The organism is Sediminibacterium ginsengisoli, assembly GCF_900167075.1.
GTDB lineage: Bacteria > Bacteroidota > Bacteroidia > Chitinophagales > Chitinophagaceae > Sediminibacterium > Sediminibacterium ginsengisoli.
Map to the genome: position 1 here is coordinate 1 of NZ_FUWH01000008.1, position 17,810 is coordinate 17,810.

The 17,810-nt window shown below is 47.3% G+C and carries 15 protein-coding genes; 4 read left to right on the forward strand and 11 right to left on the reverse strand.

Features of this window, described 5'->3' with window-relative positions:
* On the forward strand, positions 1–316 hold a 316-nt coding region (locus tag B5D42_RS12955; RefSeq protein WP_139367153.1), incomplete at its 5' end, for a transposase.
* Between the two features lie 126 nt (positions 317–442).
* Here B5D42_RS12955 and B5D42_RS12960 read toward each other — a convergent pair.
* From B5D42_RS12960 to B5D42_RS12975, 4 genes are all read right to left on the reverse strand, one after another.
* On the reverse strand, positions 443–1,888 hold the full coding sequence (locus B5D42_RS12960; protein ID WP_078831949.1) for a TolC family protein: 1,446 nt from the start codon (positions 1,886–1,888) through the stop codon (positions 443–445).
* Complete coding sequence (locus tag B5D42_RS12965; protein WP_078831950.1) at positions 1,881–5,054, reverse strand: efflux RND transporter permease subunit; 3,174 nt, start codon at positions 5,052–5,054, stop codon at positions 1,881–1,883. Before B5D42_RS12965 ends, B5D42_RS12960 begins: the two co-directional genes overlap by 8 nt.
* 102 nt (positions 5,055–5,156) lie before the next feature.
* Complete coding sequence (locus B5D42_RS12970; protein WP_078831951.1) at positions 5,157–6,284, reverse strand: efflux RND transporter periplasmic adaptor subunit; 1,128 nt, start codon at positions 6,282–6,284, stop codon at positions 5,157–5,159.
* Positions 6,285–6,364: 80 nt separating this feature from the next.
* Positions 6,365–6,775, reverse strand: coding sequence for a hypothetical protein (locus B5D42_RS12975; RefSeq protein WP_078831952.1), 411 nt, complete (start codon positions 6,773–6,775; stop codon positions 6,365–6,367).
* Positions 6,776–6,969: 194 nt separating this feature from the next.
* Here B5D42_RS12975 and B5D42_RS12980 point away from each other — a divergent pair, with 194 nt between their 5' ends.
* Positions 6,970–7,446 carry a GlcG/HbpS family heme-binding protein gene (locus tag B5D42_RS12980; protein WP_078831953.1) on the forward strand — a complete coding sequence of 159 codons (477 nt, stop codon included), beginning with the start codon at positions 6,970–6,972 and terminating at the stop codon, positions 7,444–7,446.
* Between the two features lie 69 nt (positions 7,447–7,515).
* Here B5D42_RS12980 and B5D42_RS12985 read toward each other — a convergent pair whose 3' ends face one another.
* Genes B5D42_RS12985 through B5D42_RS12995 form a run of 3 tightly spaced genes read right to left on the reverse strand, consistent with a single transcriptional unit; the run spans position 7,516 to position 10,952 of the window.
* Positions 7,516–8,769 (reverse strand): TlpA family protein disulfide reductase, encoded by a 1,254-nt coding sequence (locus B5D42_RS12985; RefSeq protein ID WP_078831954.1) that lies wholly within the window; start codon positions 8,767–8,769, stop codon positions 7,516–7,518.
* Between the two features lie 24 nt (positions 8,770–8,793).
* Positions 8,794–10,590 (reverse strand): M56 family metallopeptidase, encoded by a 1,797-nt coding sequence (locus B5D42_RS12990; protein WP_078831955.1) that lies wholly within the window; start codon positions 10,588–10,590, stop codon positions 8,794–8,796.
* Positions 10,587–10,952, reverse strand: a complete 366-nt coding sequence (locus tag B5D42_RS12995) for a BlaI/MecI/CopY family transcriptional regulator (RefSeq protein ID WP_217698824.1) — start codon at positions 10,950–10,952, stop codon at positions 10,587–10,589. Before B5D42_RS12995 ends, B5D42_RS12990 begins: the two co-directional genes overlap by 4 nt.
* Positions 10,953–11,135: 183 nt before the next feature.
* On the opposite strand from B5D42_RS12995, the gene B5D42_RS13000 reads away from it, so the two are divergent.
* Entirely contained in the window at positions 11,136–11,858 is a 723-nt protein-coding gene (locus B5D42_RS13000; RefSeq protein WP_078831956.1) for a 3-ketoacyl-ACP reductase, read from the forward strand.
* Between the two features lie 267 nt (positions 11,859–12,125).
* The gene (gene katG / locus B5D42_RS13005) at positions 12,126–14,411 is read left to right on the forward strand and encodes a catalase/peroxidase HPI (RefSeq protein ID WP_078831957.1); all 2,286 of its coding nucleotides are present in this window, start codon (positions 12,126–12,128) and stop codon (positions 14,409–14,411) included.
* Between the two features lie 17 nt (positions 14,412–14,428).
* Here katG and B5D42_RS13010 read toward each other — a convergent pair whose 3' ends face one another.
* Genes B5D42_RS13010 through B5D42_RS13025 form a run of 4 tightly spaced genes read right to left on the reverse strand, consistent with a single transcriptional unit; the run spans position 14,429 to position 17,473 of the window.
* Positions 14,429–15,352: a DMT family transporter gene (locus B5D42_RS13010; protein ID WP_078831958.1), complete on the reverse strand. Its 924-nt coding sequence runs from the start codon at positions 15,350–15,352 to the stop codon at positions 14,429–14,431.
* A gap of 34 nt (positions 15,353–15,386) precedes the next feature.
* Entirely contained in the window at positions 15,387–15,938 is a 552-nt protein-coding gene (locus B5D42_RS13015; protein WP_078831959.1) for a GNAT family N-acetyltransferase, read from the reverse strand.
* Entirely contained in the window at positions 15,935–16,465 is a 531-nt protein-coding gene (locus B5D42_RS13020) for a GNAT family N-acetyltransferase (RefSeq protein ID WP_078831960.1), read from the reverse strand. The genes B5D42_RS13015 and B5D42_RS13020 overlap by 4 nt, the downstream gene beginning before the upstream one ends.
* Positions 16,466–16,471: 6 nt before the next feature.
* Complete coding sequence (locus B5D42_RS13025; protein WP_078831961.1) at positions 16,472–17,473, reverse strand: phosphotransferase enzyme family protein; 1,002 nt, start codon at positions 17,471–17,473, stop codon at positions 16,472–16,474.
* Positions 17,474–17,810 lie beyond the last annotated feature (337 nt).

Here is a 17,810-nt window from a genome sequence, read left to right on the forward strand (position 1 = left end):
GAAGGCTGAGGATGTGACGGAAGTATACCGCCGAAGGTGGGATATTGAAGTCTTTTTCAAATTCATCAAGCAATTATTCAATTTCAGTCACCTGGTGAATAGAAGTGAAAATGGGATTAAGGTTGTTCTCTATGTCACAATGATCGCAGCCATTTTATTAAGCGCTTATAAAAAAGAAACGAAACAACCGGGATATAAAATACCCAGGCTGAAGTTCGCCGCTGATCTCGAAGCAGAGATAATTAAATATCTGATTATCAAGTGCGGCGGTGATCCCGAAAAAATGAACGCTATTTTATTGTGTAACTCCTCATAAATATCTTTCGAACACCTGTGGTCAGGCGACCAACAACAGCAGCGAAAACTGCCAATAACGGCACAAATAAAACAACGGGCCGACATATCTCTATGCCAGCCCGCCTATCATAAACCAAAACTGCGCCTATTTCCAGCCCCCGCCAAGGGCTCTGTACAACTGTACCAAACCTACCCTCACGTTCTTCCTTGTTTCGTTCAATTCAAATTCTGCCTGCAATACACTTTTCTGCGCGGTGATCACTTCAAGGTAGGAAGCATAGCCCGCCACATAAAGATCATTGGCGGTGGCTACGCCGGATTGCAGTTCAGCCACTTCAAGTTCTTTCAGCTTTTCTACTTTGCGCTGGTTATCGATATGGTTAAGGCCCGTGTAAACTTCGTTGAAACCGTTGAGCAGGGTTTGCTGGTAACGGTAAAACGCTTCGCGCTGTGCTGCACCGGCAAACTGGTAATCGCTTTTGATCGCTTTACGATTGAGCAATGGAGCGGTAAGACCACCGATCATTCCATAAGCGACAGAGGCAGGATTGAACAGGACGCTGCTTTTGAAAGCATTCAGGCCGATATATGGCGTCAGCGTAAGTGCAGGCAATGCTGCGGCTTTGGCTACAGCTACATCGAGCTTGCCGGCTTCCAGTTCCAGTTCTGCCTGCTGTATATCCGGGCGGCGTGCGATCATGGCGGAAGGAATGCCGGAATGGATCACATCCGGTAATAACTGCGTGAGCGTTGTGCTGTCGCGGCGGATTTGTTGCGGATAACGACCGAGCAGATAGTTGATGCGGGTTTCCACGTCGATGATCTGCTGGCGCGTTGTATGCTCGTAACTCTCCGTGTTGTAAAGTTGTGCCTGGAATTGCTGCACTGCCAGTGCGGTACCACGGCCCGTTTCCAGCATCACTTTCACGATACCGAGCGCATCCTGCTGGTAACGGATATTCCGGCGGATGATCTGCAATTGGTTATCGAGCGCAAGCAGGCTGTAATAATTGCCGGCTATATCCGCGATCAGTGATGTGACCACGAACTGGCGCCCTTTCTCCGATGCAAGCAAACGTGCAGCAGATGCTTTTTTTGCGTTCTTCAGTTTTCCACGCAGATCAACTTCCCAACTGCTCCGCAGTCCCGCGAAATACTCCTGCACCAGCGGCTGTGTTACTTTCTGTTTCTCGTCGATATTGGGCGACAGATTCGTATCGAAATTACCAACGCCCGACATGGTGTATTTACCAAACTTGTCGAAGCCTGCAGTTACCACAGCATCTACAGAGGGTCTCAATGCCGCGTCATCTCTCATAAAACGCGCTTTTGCCGCTTCCATGCGCTGCCAGGCAATGAGCATATCCTGATTGTTTGCCAATGCAGTATCGATCAGGTTTACAAGAATCGTATCGTTGAAATAATTGCGCCATGGAATATCGGCAATACTGCTGCTGTCTTTAACCTCGCCTGCAAAAACTGCCGGTAGAGGTTTCTCCCCCGGCATGGTAACCGGCTGAAAGGTTTTACATCCGGATGCAAACGCAAGCATTCCGATACAACCGGCTATATATGGTTTTATCTTAATCATGAGTATGAGATGTATTTTCTGTTGAATCAATCACCGCTGCTGTTTGCGGTACTTTATTTTGCCGCTTTCCCATCATTCCTGCAAACAGTACATACAACCCCGGTATCAGGATCACCCCGAAGATGGTACCTGCAAGCATTCCACCTGCCGCTGCGGTTCCGATAGAACGGTTGCCCATTGCACCCGCACCGTTCGCAATGCATAAAGGGATCAGTCCTGCAATGAATGCGAAGGATGTCATCAGGATCGGACGTAACCTGGCCCTTGAGCCCTGTACGGCTGCTTCCAATAAAGCCACGCCGTTCTTTCGCTGCAGTTCCGCGAACTCTACGATCAGGATCGCATTTTTGCCTAACAATCCTACCAGCATAACCAGTGCCACCTGTGCGTAGATATTATTCTCCAGGCCCAATATTTTAAGGAAGAAGAATGAACCGAATATCCCTACCGGTAAAGAAAGGATCACCGCCAGCGGCAGCAGGAAACTTTCATATTGTGCAGCCAGCAGCAAATACACGAACAAGAGACAGATCGCGAAGATGAACACGGCCTGGTTACCGCTTTCTACCTGCTCCCTCGTCATACCGCTCCATTCAATGGAATAACCACGCGGTAGTTTTTCTTTGGCCAGTTTTTCTATGACCTGTATCGCGTCGCCGCTGCTGTAACCTTTGGCTGCATCACCGGTGATCATAGCCGATGTATACATGTTGTAACGCGTGATCTGTTCCGGGCCTAACACTTTTTCAAGGCGGATGAAAGTAGAAAATGGAACCATCTCCCCTTTATCATTTTTCACATACAACCGCATGATGTCTTCCTCCGTATTCCTGTAACCCGGAGCTGCCTGCAGCATCACTTTGTACATCTGGTTGAAACGGATAAAGTTGGTTGCATAATAACTTCCCAGCAAGGTTTGCAGTGTACTCATGGCATTATCGATACTCACACTTTTCTTCGCTGCCATATCCTGATCTACATGGATCACATATTGCGGGAAGTTGGGATTGAAGCTTGTATATGCACCGCCAATGGCCGGATGATCGTTCAGTGTTTTTACAAACTCTTTGGTCACGGCTGCTGTTTGTGAAAGGCTGTTGGTTTTATTCCGGTTCATCAACCGCAGCTCGAAACCACTCGCATTACCAAATCCTGGTACAGTAGGCGGCGCGAAATATTCGATCGAAGCATCGGCGATATGTTTGGTTCGTTTATTCAGCAGGTCGATGATCTCACTGATCCCTTCCTTACGCTGGTCGTTCGGTTTTAAGTTGATCATAGCCATACCATAGGATGCACCCGAGATCTCGCTCATCAGGCTGTAACCTGCCAGTGTACTGATATTATCCACCTGGTCCATATTACGCACAGACAATTCCACCTGGTCCAGGATCTTCTCCGTACGGTCTACGGTTGAACCCGGAGGCGTTGTTACATTCACATAGATCATGCTCTGATCTTCCGTTGGAATAAAACCTGAAGGCAATATGCGGCTGATCAATCCCGTCGCGGCACAGAATCCTATAAAGATCAATAGGGTTACCAGCCTTCTGCTCGCCACTGCTTTTACAAGACCGGCATATTTGTTCTCGGTCTTGTCATACCCTTTGTTAAATCCACCCAGGAAACGTTGCAAGAGATTTTTCTTTCCGGGTTTTATATTATGCTTCAGCATCAGGGCGCAAAGTGCCGGTGTAAGCGTCAATGCATTGATACCCGAGATCACAATTGAAATGGCTAATGTTAATGAGAACTGCCGGTAGAACACCCCGACCGGTCCTGACAGAAACGCCACCGGTACAAATACGGCCGACATTACCAGCGTGATCACCAGGATGGCACTGGTAATTTCTTTCATCGCTGCAATGGTTGCTTCCATCGGCGGCATATGGTGCTCCGTCATTTTTACGTGCACTGCTTCAACCACCACGATCGCATTATCAACCACAATACCGATCGCAAGCACGAGTGCGAAGAGCGTAAGCATATTCAGCGAAAAGCCAAGCGCCTGCATAAATGCCAGTGATCCGATCAGCGCAACAGGCACTGCAAGCGCCGGGATCAGCGTTGAACGGAAATCCTGCAGGAAGATGAATACCACGATAAAAACGAGTATAAACGCTTCTACAAGTGTGCGCAATACTTCATTGATACTTGCATCGAGGAAGCGTGATACATCGTAAGCATAGTTATAGGTCATGCCCGGCGGGAAAGAAGTTTCCTGCAGCTCGCTCATCTTTGCTTTGATATTGTTGATCACGTCCCGCGCGTTACTGCCTGGCCTTTGTTTGATCATTACTGATGCGGAAGGCCGGCCATCGGTCTTGGACGACATATCATAACTCTCCGTTCCAAATTCAACATTCGCAATATCTCTCAGTCTCAGGATCGTTCCGTTCGCATCTGCGCGCAGTACAACGTTCTCATATGCTTCAGGTGTATTGAACTTGCCGGTGTATTTCAATACAAATTGCGCAACCTGTCTGTCTTTCCCGGAATTCTCACCGATCACGCCCGGCGCCGCTTCAATATTCTGTGCACGCAATGCTTTGATCACTTCTTCGCTGGAAATATTGTAAGCCACCATGCGGTCGGGTTTCAGCCACACACGCATGGCATAATCGCGTACACCCATGATATCCACGAGGCCTACCCCGTCGATCCTTTTCAGTTCCTGCAATACATTGATGTCTGTGAAATTGTATATAAACTCTTCATTCGCTGTTGAATCCCTGCTGAATACATTCAGGAACAACAGCATACTGTTCACTTCTTTTTCGGTGGTCACACCTGCACGGATCACTTCCTCGGGAAGTTCATCCAGTACAGTGGTTACACGGTTCTGCACATTTACTGCCGCCTGGTCGGGATCCGTTCCTACCTTGAACATCACCTGCACCAGTGTAACGCCGTTATTACTGCTCACCGAGTTCATGTAAGTCATGCCCGGCACACCATTGATGGCACGCTCCAGCGGAATGGATACTGCATTCGCACATACTTCGGCATTTGCGCCGTTATAAACTGCCGTTACTACTACAGAGGGCGGTACGATATCCGGGAACTGCGTAACCGGCAGGCTGAACAATGCCAGTACCCCTACCAGCACCATCAGCAACGATATTACCAACGAAAGGACGGGCCTTCGGATAAACTTTTCAATCATTGAAAAATGCTTTAGAAAGATGATTCAATACCACGGACAGGCAGCACTGTAAACAATGCAGCTACTGTTCGCTGATCACAATAAGATGACAAAATGAGCGGCTCAGCGCATTCCCATCAGGCTGTCGGTTGCCAGCATGTTGGGTTCGATACGCATTCCGTCTTTGATGTTCTGGACACCCTCGTACACAATCCGGTCGCCTGCTGTAAGGCCGGATTCCACCACGAAATATTCATCGATCCGTGTGCGGGGTTTGAAAGTCTTCATTTTCACGGTGCCGTCGGTATTCACCACAAACACATAATTCTGGTCCTGTATATCGAATACCGCTTTCTGCGGAACGAGCAATGCATCCGCAACACGTGTTATGAGATTGATCTTTCCAGTTGAACCATGTTTCAGCATCTGGTCGGGGTTAGGGAATCTTGCGCGGAAAGCAATGGAACCGGTTCCCTGGTCGAATTCTCCTTCCAGTGTTTCGATCTTTCCCTTGCTTCCGTATACCGATCCGTCTGACAGGATCAGCTGCACGCCATTGCTGCCGGATATCGCTGCGGCTTTACTGTTCTTGCGCGCATATTCCAGGTATTCGTTCTCTGAAACATTGAAATAGGCATGTACTTCACTGAGATCCGATACCGTTGTGAGCAATGCACCTTCATTGACAAGGCTTCCCAGTTTCAGCGGGATACGATCCAGCACACCGCTGAACGGCGCACGGATCAAGGTATAAGACATACGGAGATTGGCATCATCTTCCAGTGCTTTGGCCTCGTTGAGACGGGCCTGCGCTCCTTTCAGTTTCGACTGTGCAAGATCAAGCTCGGTTCTGGAAATCACTTTTTTATCAACCAGCAGCTGGATCCTTTTGATCTCAAGTTCTGTAGCATGCACGTCTGCAGCGGCACTCGCCACTCCTGCACTGGCTTTGGCAAGGTCGAGCCTGAACTGCTGATCGTTGAGTTTGAATAATGGCTGGCCTTTGGTCACTTTACCACCTTCATCTACATAGATCTTTTCCAGGTAACCCTGTACTTTGGAACGGATCTCTACATTCTGAACGGCATGTATATCGGCCACATAACCCTGCTGCAGACTGGTATCGGCTGCTTTCAGCTGTATAACGGGTAAAACGGGAAGCTCTTCTTTTTTGGTATTGGTACTGTTACCGGAAGAACAACCGGCAACTGCAAGGATTACAAGGGATCCTGCAAAACTTTTCAGGTTCATTGTCACGATTTTTAAATGAAAAATGCCTGTACCCCAGCATGTGGGATAAACAGCAATGGTATCGGTATGTACAATGAAACTCAGAAGGGCGTTAGCCGGAAGAGGAAATGGTGATGTGGCGGAAGGCTGAATCTGCGGTTACTGCCCTCCAGTTTATGCTTGTGCACAATATCTGCCGAATAACAGAACACATCGAAATTGTGCTTCTCGATATCCTGCGCAAAACGGATCTGCTGGGAAGATAAACGTTTGTCTGTTTTGTAGTAAAACAACTCGCGGCCTTTTCCTTCCAGGTCGAGGTCTACATAATTGGCTACAATCCTTAAAAGCGAAAGCTCTTCTTCCTGCACAGAGACATTCTCGATTACAACGGGAATATCTTCCGTAACCGGATCAATGGTATATGGCTGAATGGCATACGTTATATTCTTCAGCCCGAGGCAGAAGAGCAGCAGTAAACAAAAACTTTTTTTAATACTGTCTGAACGCATACTTTTTAACGTCGTTATCCGATTAAAAACGAAAAAAATAAAATGCAAAGGTAGGGCAAGAGGCGTATATAGAAAAACGACAGTACGCATTATATTTATGTAAATGCATATTACTGGCCGGATCAGTATTGGCCGTTTACAATAAATGCCCCATGCTGAACAAAGAGTGTAGCTATTTTCATTAAAAAAAGGCTATGTCTACCCGGTGTCGTGTATTATTGATCATTCCATGCTTTTTCCTTGCTGCATCATGCTATGCACAGGAGCTTAAACCAGCACTTAACTTTTCAACCGCACAAAAGATCATCCAGGGCTGCCTTGCATTTGCAGACAGCGCCAGGCTGAATATGGCCATTGCAGTATATGATGCCCATGCACAGCTGGTGGCTTTTGCAAAGATGGACGGCAGTTCCGTTGCCACGGCAAAAGTGGCGCAATGGAAGGGGCTGTCGGCCGCATCCTATCAATTCTCTACAGAACAGACAGCCAAATGGAATGTGCCCACCGCTCCGGACATATCAGTGGCAACAGGCGGATTGCCGTTTTTTACAAAGGATGGAGCTATCCTGGGCGGAGTTGGTGTATCCGGTTCTGCCGCTTCTGTTGATGCACGATGCGCCGAAGCGGGCATCAGATACGCGGGCATGACATCTACCATCAAAAAAGATTGATGTCGCTTCTTTACAATTCAAAACTGTACGGACTTCAGACAAAGTCCGTACAGTTGGATCAGCAACCTGTTAAAGTGCTGCAAGGTGCTGTTCCAGTTCTTCGATGGTTGGATCAACAGCAAGGATCTTCCCGTTTTTATCTACGAGTACAAACATGCCGGCTGCATTGGGTATGCCGTATTTGCTCCAGATACTGTTTTTATCATCCAGCTCCACCAGATGTGTCCAGCTGAATTTTTCCATGGCCAGACGTTTATCCAGTTCCTTTGTATCACCGTATTCACGGGCTATTCCTACAACGGTAAATCCTTTGTTGCCGTATTTTTCATACAACGGAACCACTTTGCGTGATTTGGCAATACAGGGGCCACACCAGGAACCCCAGAGATCGATCAATGCCATTTTGCCTTTGATCAAGGCAGACAATTGCTGCTCCTTTCCTTTCAGATCGGGCGCGGTTACATCAACAAAAGCGTTGCCCGGAAACACCTGTGTTGCAGCAGCTAATCCATATTGTATCAGGCGTGTATATTTATGCTTGGGGTAAGCCAGTGCATATTGCTTGTAAGCCTGGCGAATAAACTGAGCGAGTTGCGGATTTGATTTGACACGGTTCTCCAGGTCTTCATATATGAAATAATAATTTGCAAGGTTCGGTTGTTTTTCAAACTGTTTGTATTTCCAGATGAAGATCGCACGCATCACACTATCGAATCTCTCCTTCCAGACAATTCCCCTCGGTGTAAGATGAGCGCCTTTCTTTTCCATCTGCTCGCGTTCTTCGTACAGTGCCTGGCGTTCATCCATATTTCCTGCTCTGCGGATCTTTGCCATGATGGTATCGGACGCTGCAGAGTTAAATAACCCCTTTTTCTTCAATTCCCGTTCCTCATCTCCTATTTCCTGCTGCCGCTTCTTAAAGATCTCGTCCTGCATTTTCCTGAATGCATAGAAGTCCCTGTTTATGCTGCCTCCTTTTACCTCATTTCCGGTCGCTTCCATGGGATACAGTTTAAAACTGATCTCCGTTGTATCCGGGAAAAACAGGATCGGGCGCCAGGCACCGTTTTCATATTCGTCACGAAAAACCAGCTCATATGCTTCTACTTCATCTGCTGCCAGTGTGTATTTGAATTGATGATCAATAATGGGTATTTCGATTTTATGTTCCCCGCGGATGGATTGTGTACGGGGTAAGAGGTAGATCGATTTACTGCCGCGGTCGTGAACAGTTCCTTTCAGCGTAACAGTTTGCTGGGCCTTTCCGCACAGGCAAAGGAATAGCAGCGGCAGTGCCGGGATCGTTACTTTACGTAAGCGCATAGTGGTTATATTTTTAGTGATTGATTACTTCTGAGACTTCAGTTCCTGTAAAAATTGACTGATACTGTTAATCGCGAGCCCGTTCTTCATCATCTCGGAAACGCGGGATGCTTTTATCGCTCTTTTTTTAAGCTCAATGGCCTGTGCCAGTGTGATATCTTTAAATCCGAGCTGCTGAAAAGATTGTATATAAGAAGGCCTTACCTCATTTTTCTCAAGTAATACAAATTCGTAACAGGACACATTTGTAAACCCGAGCTTTAATATTCCCTGCACATCGGCAGCCGATATGTTGTTATAACGCAGGTAATACAAACTGTCGACCGGAAGATTGGCAAGCCCTACATTATGGTAACCCTGGATACTGCCGGCAGAGAACTCCCAGCGTTTCAGTTGCACCAGCCGTTCTACCGTAAGATCTTTTAAACCGATGGCCTGATAACCCCTGATAAACGCAGGTGTGATCTTTTCCCTGTATAATTTAACCAGGTTCACGGCACCAGATTTGCCCCAGCCTATATCATAATATCCTTTTAATACAGCTGCACTGATGCCGGTCTTATTGAACAGCTCAACTTCTTTTACCGAATACGGCGAATAGATCCCTTCATTACTGACCGGTTCCCTGCTGTTAACAGGAACTGTATTAACGACCGGTTTATTTTCAATAAGTTTTGCAGTAAGGTTAGCAGTTTGTAATTCGTTTGTCTGATCGGGTACGTTCAACATCTGTTTTTCAGTAACAACGGCAATACCGGAATCTTTACGAAACGTAGTTACAGGTTCAGCTTTTTGCTTTTTTTCTGTTACCGGCGGCTCTGTATGCGTTTTTACAACAGGATCAGCGAGCGATTGATCAGCCTTTGTTGAAACAAGAGGTATTTGAGCAATTGTGCTAACAGGCTCTTCAACCGAACGGTTAATGAGCGACATCGTGAATAACAATACAGGTATTACTGCAAGGTATTTCCACGACTGGTGCAGTCCCGATCTGCGCTGCCCCATCATAAGTATTCGTTTCTGCAGCAGCGACTGGTTATAACCCGACTGGATCCGCAGCAATTCGTTAGGAACTGCAATTTTCAGCAGGTTAAGCTGATAGCTTGTTACATCGTAATGCTGCTCATCCAGCAGGTTACGGTCGGCCTGGTATTCCAGGTTGGCTTCGATTCTTTTACGCAGCAGCCAGGCAAATACATTGAACCATTGAAAGATCACGAGTAGTTCGGCAAGCAGCAGATCGATGGTATGTTTTTTACGTGCATGAATTTTCTCATGAGCGAGGATCTGTTCGTAGGTATCCCATTCATATCGACCAGGGTTGATGAATACCAGGTTCCAGAAAGAGCCTGGTGACCGGTCTCCTTTTTCTTCCAGTATCGTAATATCATGATCACGGATGGCCTGCAGCGTGAGTCTTTTGTACAGAACACTCAGCAGCTGAACCAGGAAATTCACGCCAAGAATAACCACACCAACCCAATAGATCACAAGCAGCCAGTAACTCCAGCCCCGTTCAGCAGCAGGAGCAGATACAGATGTTGTGGTCACGGAAGCGGCTGTACTTTGTAAACTATCCATTGTATGAACAGGCAGCTGAACAGGCACAGCCCGGGAGATCGGGATAACGCCGGGCTCCAGCCTTGCGCGGATGGAAAACTGTTGGGGGATAGTGAATTGCGGCAACACAAAAGCCATTACCACCAGAGAAAGCAGCAGGATCCTGTTCACCCCGAAAAATGTTTCCCGGCGCAACAAAACTGTATAGAACAGCCATGCGATCACAATCATCGCCGCAACCTCCAGCAGGTAACCGATCATTTCTGATTTGCTTTAATCAGTTTCAGAATATCTTTCAGCTCTTCTTCACTAACCTTATTCGATTTGGCAAAATGTGCCAGCATTTTGGAATATGAATTATCAAAATACTGCCCGATAAAATCGCTCGCCGCCTGGTCCTGGTAAACTTCCCTGCTCACCAGCGGCTTATAGCTATGCATGTTGCCAACCGTTTCACGCTCGAGAAAACCTTTTTCTTCCAGGATCTTGACCATGGTGGCCACAGAATTATAATGCGGCCTGGGTTCCGGCAAATGCGGGATCACATCCCTGATAAAAGCACTGCCAAGGCTCCAGAACGCCTGCATGATCTGTTCTTCCCGTTTAGCCAGTTTCATCATCATAAATCATTCTTTACAACAAACCTACTAATCAATTAGTAGTACTCCTAATTTAATAGGATATTTTTTTAAAAAAATATCTTCCGGGGCTATCAATCAATTGAGCATGTTTAAAAAAATGAAAGTTTTTACCGGAAAAGGCAAAAGCTTCAGGAAATTGCAGCAGGAGTAATAAAACGAAAAACTATGCAATCATTAAAAGGTAAAACGGCGATCATTACCGGCGCCGGAAAAGGATTAGGAAAAGCCATGGCACTGGCATTGGCTGCAGAAGGTGTTCATCTCGGTTTACTGGCACGGACAGTAACCGATCTTGAACAGGTTGCTGAAGAAGCAAAACAGCTGAATGCTGACATCAGAGTGGCTTTCAGCGCAGTTGATGTGAGTAATTACGGTGCTGTTCAGCAGGCCGTTACAACAGTTGCGGGGCAATTGAAGCAGGTTGACATTCTTATCAATAATGCAGGCATTTTTAAAACAGGCGGTTTTCTGGAATTGCCCGTGTCTGAATGGGAAGAGGTCTTCCGCATCAATGTGCTCGGTCCTTATTATATCGTGCACGAAGTATTGCCATTGCTGCAGCAGCAGGGCAGCGGCGATATCATCAACATTGCGTCAACTGCCGGACTGAAAGGTGCTCCACGTATGAGTGCTTACGGAGCATCCAAGGCAGCGCTGATCAACATGAGTGAAAGCCTGATGCAGGAAGTACGCAAGTCGAATATCCGCGTTACTACTGTAAATCCCAGCACCATTGCTACGCCGCTGACATTAAATGCCAGTCTTACTGATGGCAATCCTGAAAAGGTATTACAGCCGGAGGATCTTGCATTCCTGATTGTGCAGCACCTGAAACTGCCGCAGCGTGCTTTTGTAAAAGATTTCGGGTTATGGTCTACCAATCCTTAACCATAACAAAGGCCCGGCAAATTGCCGGGCCTTTGTTTATCAGCCACTATCCAGCTTCAAAACAGGAACAGCTCCCCCACCCCGCCCTCACTTCATTTAGCCATAACTCTTATAACCATCGTTATCAATACATTCACCTTTGTTTGATATGGATATCCGGACTGATAGGTTTTAACTATCGGAATATAGAATTAATTGATTGTGATTATTTGGACAATGTTTTAATTTTATCGCAAAGCAACTCATTCAGTACCTAAACCGATACACATGGAAAATGAATCAAAGGATCTCAGTAAATGCCCGTTTCACAATGGCACTATGAAAAACAATGTTGGGGGCGGCGGCACCAGGAACCGCGACTGGTGGCCCAACCAGTTAAAACTTAATATCCTGCGTCAGCACTCGTCCTTATCCAACCCGATGAACCCTGACTTCAATTATGCCGAAGCTTTTAAAAGTCTTGATCTTGAGGCCGTAAAAAAAGACCTGCATGCATTGATGACCGATTCGCAGGATTGGTGGCCTGCAGATTTCGGGCATTATGGCCCGTTATTCATCCGTATGGCCTGGCACAGCGCCGGAACTTACCGTGTTGGGGATGGCCGTGGTGGTGCCGGAGCCGGTCAGCAACGTTTTGCACCACTGAACAGCTGGCCCGATAATGTTAGTCTTGATAAAGCCCGCAGATTGCTGTGGCCTGTCAAACAGAAATACGGCAATAAAATTTCCTGGGCCGATCTGATGATTCTTACCGGTAATGTGGCGCTTGAATCGATGGGCTTTAAAACATTCGGATTTGCAGGCGGACGTGAAGATGTGTGGGAACCGCAGGAAGATGTGTACTGGGGTTCTGAAACAACCTGGCTGGGCGGGGATATCCGCTATGCACATGGTTCTGACGGCGTGGAAGCAGCTCATGGTGTTGTATCATCGGATGACGATGCAGACGGAGACATCCATTCCCGCAACCTGGAAAAGCCCCTGGCTGCAGTACAGATGGGGCTGATCTATGTAAACCCTGAGGGACCGGACGGCAACCCCGATCCTATTGCAGCCGCAAAAGATATCCGCGACACATTCGGCCGCATGGCAATGAATGATGAAGAGACCGTAGCACTGATCGCCGGCGGGCATAGCTTTGGTAAAACACACGGAGCCGCACCTGCAACACATGTGGGCAAAGAACCCGAAGCAGTTGATCTTGACATGCAGGGATTCGGCTGGAGCAATAGTTATGGTTCCGGCAAGGGGCCGGATACGATCACAAGCGGCCTTGAAGTAACCTGGACTACCACGCCTACCCGATGGAGCAATAATTTCTTCGAGAACCTGTTTGGCTTTGAATGGGAATTGACAAAGAGTCCTGCAGGTGCACACCAGTGGGTAGCAAAAGATGCGCAGGCAATTATTCCTCATGCATATGACAGTTCAAAAAAGCAATTGCCAACCATGCTCACCACCGATCTTTCTTTACGATTCGATCCGGTGTATGAAAAGATTTCCCGCCGCTTTTTGGAAAACCCGGATGCTTTTGCAGATGCTTTTGCAAGAGCCTGGTTCAAGCTGACGCACCGTGATATGGGGCCACGCGCAAGATACCTCGGCAATGAAGTGCCACAGGAAGAACTGCTCTGGCAGGACCCGATCCCGGCTGTTGATCATCCACTCGCTGATGCAAAAGATATTGCAGACCTGAAAGCGAAAGTGCTCGCATCAGGATTAAGTATATCAGAACTGGTTTCCACGGCATGGGCATCTGCTTCCACGTTCCGCGGCTCGGACAAAAGAGGTGGTGCAAACGGCGCACGTATCCGCCTTGCACCGCAGCGGTACTGGCAGGTGAACCAGCCTGCTCAATTGCAGAAAGTGCTTGGCACACTTGAAACCATCCAGAAAGAATTCAACAGTGCGCAAACAGGCGGTAAAAAAGTTTCAATCGCTGACCTGATCGTACTGGCAGGTTGTGCGGCAGTAGAGAAGGCAGCAAAAGATGCAGGGCATTCGGTTACTGTTCCTTTCACAGCGGGCAGGATGGATGCAACGCAGGAACAAACTGATGTTGAATCCGTGGGCTATCTCGAACCAGCTGCAGATGGATTCCGTAATTATCGCAGAACAAAATTCACTGTATCGACAGAGGAATTACTGATCGATAAAGCACAGCTGCTCACACTTACAGCACCGGAACTGACAGTACTCATTGGCGGTATGCGCGCCATGAATACAAATTTTGACGGCTCGGCCCACGGTGTATTCACAAAGCGGCCGGGTCAGCTTACCAACGACTTCTTTGTAAACCTGCTCGATATGCGAACAGCCTGGAAAGCAGTTTCGAAAGACCGCGAGCTTTATGAAGGTACCGACCGCAGTACGGGTGAAGTAAAATGGACTGCTACCCGCGCCGATCTCGTGTTCGGATCCAATTCGGAACTGAGAGCCATTGCGGAAGTATATGGCAGTGCAGACGGACAGGAAAAATTCGTAACCGATTTCGTTGCCGCCTGGAATAAAGTAATGAACCTCGACAGGTTTGACCTGCCAGGACATCAATAAAAACCACCCCTTGTCAATCATAGATCCTCATCCGGCCAATCCGGGCCGGGTGAGGACGACAGGGATTCTATTTTTTCAGAAACGGGTTTCCCCACTTTCATTTCTGCAATCAGCGTGGCAATAATAATCAGGCTTCCGCCAATAAACAGACGCCAGGTAAGGTTCTCCCCCAGCATCAGAAAAGCCGCGATCGCTGCAAACACAGGTTCAAAAAGATAAATAATGGCAACACGTTCTGCGCTGATGTATTTCTGCGACAGATTAGATACCGTGTACATATAGGCAGTAGAGAACAAGGCACAGAAAATTGTTCCGAGCCAGAATGCATTGCTTTGCGGAAACCAGTTGGCAGCAGGATCGATCAAGGCGAGGCCGCCTGTAACCAGTGTGCAGGTGGCAAACATCGGCACGATCACAGGAAGGATCTCTTTCGATCTTGCATATTTCTCTACCTGTATCAGGTAAACCGCAAACCCGAAAGCACCAGTAATTGTATAAACATCCCCGATATTGATGGTGAAATTTTCTTTGATCGAGATCACAAACAAACCCGCCAGTGCAATCAGGGCGGCAAGCCAGATCCTGGGCAGAACGGTGGTTTTGTAAAAAAACATTTTCATCACCGGTATGATCACCACACTCATACCGGCAACGAATGCACATTGCGATGCAGAAGTATGTTTTATCCCAAGGGTTTGTAACTGGATACCGAAAACCAACGGAATAGCCAGTGCAGCACCGTGTGCAATCACAGCATGGGTTGCGGCCCTTACGTATTTAAAGAAAATAACGGCCAGAACAATGGTTGCCGCCAGGAAACGGTAAAACAGGAATGTGGTTTGGGAAAAGTTTCCCATGGCCATTTTGGTTACAGGAAATGCAATGCCCCAGAAGGCTGTTCCCAATATCAATAAACCTAAAAAAAGATTTTTCTTCTGCATGAAGTCACATTCGTTTTATAACTGCAACCTGTGGTTATTGCAGTATTGAGTTTCTGAGTCCGGCCCATTTATCCCTGCTGATCTCATATACATAGTTCAGTTTTGAAGGCTCCCCGAAATAAGCCACTTCCTGTTCTGCGATCTTATCTGCACCGATACGACCGATCGCGATCTGGGAGCGGATATTATTGGCGCCGATATGAAAATGCACTTTTGAAACATGCTGAAAAAGATAATCCAGCATCATCGTCTTAACAGCGCGGTTGATATTCCTGCCCCAATAAGCCGTAGCATAAAACGTGTAGCCAATAAGAACGGTATCTTCTGCTTCATGATAATCATAGATGCGTGTACTGCCAATCGTTTCACCAGTGGCTTTATGAACAATCCTGAACGCCCCTTCGCTTTTCATGGCGCCATCAAAAAAATTCCGGAACACATCTTTCTGCCAGCGGTCTTTGTTGGGATGCTGCTCCCAGATCTCAGGATCGGAAGCTACTTTGTATAATACTTCAAAATCCTGTTCCGCCAGCGGGTAAAGGATCACCGTTTCATTTTCGAGTACCGGTTGTTTATTAAAGCTCATGATTTTTGTATTAAAGTCTTTTTCATCAATATATCTGTCTGTACATCAGCTCCTAACCTGAACAGGTGCTGACCGAAAGGTTCAAAACCGTTTTTCCGGTAAAAGCCGATTGCACGGTTGTTTTCTTCCCAGACACCCAGCCACACATACTCCGCATGCATAGCGCCGGCTACTTCCATCGCTTTTTCATATAATGCCTGTCCTACCTGTTTTCCGTGAAAAGCTTTCAGTACATAAATCCGTTCAATCTCCAGTCCTGCCTGCTCTTTGAGTTCTGTCTGTGCCTGGCCGCGGTTCAGTTTCAGATAACCGGCAATGGTAGTATCGGACAGGACAAAATAAAATTCCGATTGCGGGTTGTTCAGTTCGGCAGTTAATTTATCCGATGCAAAACCTTCCTCAAGGTATTGGCTCATATTCGCTTCCGAGTTTACAGGTGCGAATGTTTCATGGAAGGTTTGCCTGCCGATCAGCTGCAACTGTTCAACATCACTAAGGGTCAGTTTCCTGATGATAAGGTTATCCATACTGCTCTATACTTTGTCTTCGTTATTCCAATAAGCGTTTACCACATATCGTAAAAAACTCGCAAATACTTTCACCTGTGCGGGTTGGCTGAATGCGAAGAACTGATCGTGCGTAGTATGAAAGCCCATGTAGAAAAGCCAGAAACCGGGAGTAAGATACGGCACCATTCCGAGTTCGGCTTCGCTTATGGTCCGAACGGTGCGGTAACCTTCCAGGAAAGTACTATAATCGTTACGGGCGGCTTCAGGCGTTGTTCTTCCGGTGTATGCATCCAGGGCAAGGTGTTGCCAGAAAGACATGATATCGTTTACCAGCCAGCCATCACCCATGAAGTCAAAATCAAAAAATGTAACAGCATCGCCTTCGAAATGTACATTTTTAGGCAGAAAATCGAAATGGCAGTATCCTTTTGCAAAGGCATTTGTATCAGCATTGCTTAATTTTTCTGCTGCTTTTTTTGCAACCTTCAGTAACCAGTTATAAGTTTCCGGTTCATCCGCCAATACCGTCTTCAATAATTCCAATGGCCGGGAAAGTGTTGTGGCTGTATCAAAATGCCACCTGCTGTCCGTTCCCATTCCCTCCGAAACTTTATGAAAACGTGCCATTTCATATCCGAAATTGTACAGCTGCTGAGGATTCAATGCTTTTACCGTTTGTCCGGGCGCATAACTGAACAATACCGCATAACGTATTCCTTCAGCGGCTTCCAGTTCCCGGATGATCCGTCCGGACTCGTCTGCAATCGGGTAAGAAACGGATATACCCGCCTGTTTCAATACGAGCAGCAGTTCAGTTTCTTCCTTTATTTGTTGCAGGTTCCTGTGGGTGGACCGGTACACGCGGAGTATAAACCGGCTCTCGGCAGCCTCGGCCAGGTAGGTATCGCCCACTCCCCTGACCAGCAGTTTGCATTGTACATTTTCAATGGCATATTTCTCCGAGATCAGCTCAGCCAGCGCTGCAGGGCAAAGTGTGGAATAAGTGGCGGGGAAAGCGGGATGCATATCCCAAAGATATTGTAATATCGCCCGCTGACGGATAACAGTTCACAGGTGTTCGGAAGATATTTCGATTCTTTAAGTCGGTTCAAGTTCGTTGCTTTCGGTCGCTCAGGCCGTTGGGCCTCGTCTTTCTTCTCTCGCTGTTGTCTCCCGAAGGGGGACTCAGCGCATCACGCCTTGCGATTTCCAAAGCTGCTTATAGATTTTAACCTTCAGACGGTGCAGGCATCTGCGTCGCTCCCGGCCGCCGGGCACCGAACCCAAAGTGTCTCTGCAAAGACTGGTATGGTTAACTGTATCGGTTTTATAACCATCTCCCATGTCTCCCGGAGGGGTTCAG

What these genes read in the sequence shown, in the direction of transcription:
- B5D42_RS12960 (WP_078831949.1), bottom strand. Translation starts at nt 1,888, where the DNA reads ATGATTAAGATAAAACCATATATAGCCGGTTGTATCGGAATGCTTGCG.
- B5D42_RS12965 (WP_078831950.1), bottom strand. Translation starts at nt 5,054, where the DNA reads ATGATTGAAAAGTTTATCCGAAGGCCCGTCCTTTCGTTGGTAATATCG.
- B5D42_RS12970 (WP_078831951.1), bottom strand. Translation starts at nt 6,284, where the DNA reads ATGAACCTGAAAAGTTTTGCAGGATCCCTTGTAATCCTTGCAGTTGCC.
- B5D42_RS12975 (WP_078831952.1), bottom strand. Translation starts at nt 6,775, where the DNA reads ATGCGTTCAGACAGTATTAAAAAAAGTTTTTGTTTACTGCTGCTCTTC.
- B5D42_RS12980 (WP_078831953.1), top strand. Translation starts at nt 6,970, where the DNA reads ATGTCTACCCGGTGTCGTGTATTATTGATCATTCCATGCTTTTTCCTT.
- B5D42_RS12985 (WP_078831954.1), bottom strand. Translation starts at nt 8,769, where the DNA reads ATGCGCTTACGTAAAGTAACGATCCCGGCACTGCCGCTGCTATTCCTT.
- B5D42_RS12990 (WP_078831955.1), bottom strand. Translation starts at nt 10,590, where the DNA reads ATGATCGGTTACCTGCTGGAGGTTGCGGCGATGATTGTGATCGCATGG.
- B5D42_RS12995 (WP_217698824.1), bottom strand. Translation starts at nt 10,952, where the DNA reads ATGATGATGAAACTGGCTAAACGGGAAGAACAGATCATGCAGGCGTTC.
- B5D42_RS13000 (WP_078831956.1), top strand. Translation starts at nt 11,136, where the DNA reads ATGCAATCATTAAAAGGTAAAACGGCGATCATTACCGGCGCCGGAAAA.
- katG (WP_078831957.1), top strand. Translation starts at nt 12,126, where the DNA reads ATGGAAAATGAATCAAAGGATCTCAGTAAATGCCCGTTTCACAATGGC.
- B5D42_RS13010 (WP_078831958.1), bottom strand. Translation starts at nt 15,352, where the DNA reads ATGCAGAAGAAAAATCTTTTTTTAGGTTTATTGATATTGGGAACAGCC.
- B5D42_RS13015 (WP_078831959.1), bottom strand. Translation starts at nt 15,938, where the DNA reads ATGAGCTTTAATAAACAACCGGTACTCGAAAATGAAACGGTGATCCTT.
- B5D42_RS13020 (WP_078831960.1), bottom strand. Translation starts at nt 16,465, where the DNA reads ATGGATAACCTTATCATCAGGAAACTGACCCTTAGTGATGTTGAACAG.
- B5D42_RS13025 (WP_078831961.1), bottom strand. Translation starts at nt 17,473, where the DNA reads ATGCATCCCGCTTTCCCCGCCACTTATTCCACACTTTGCCCTGCAGCG.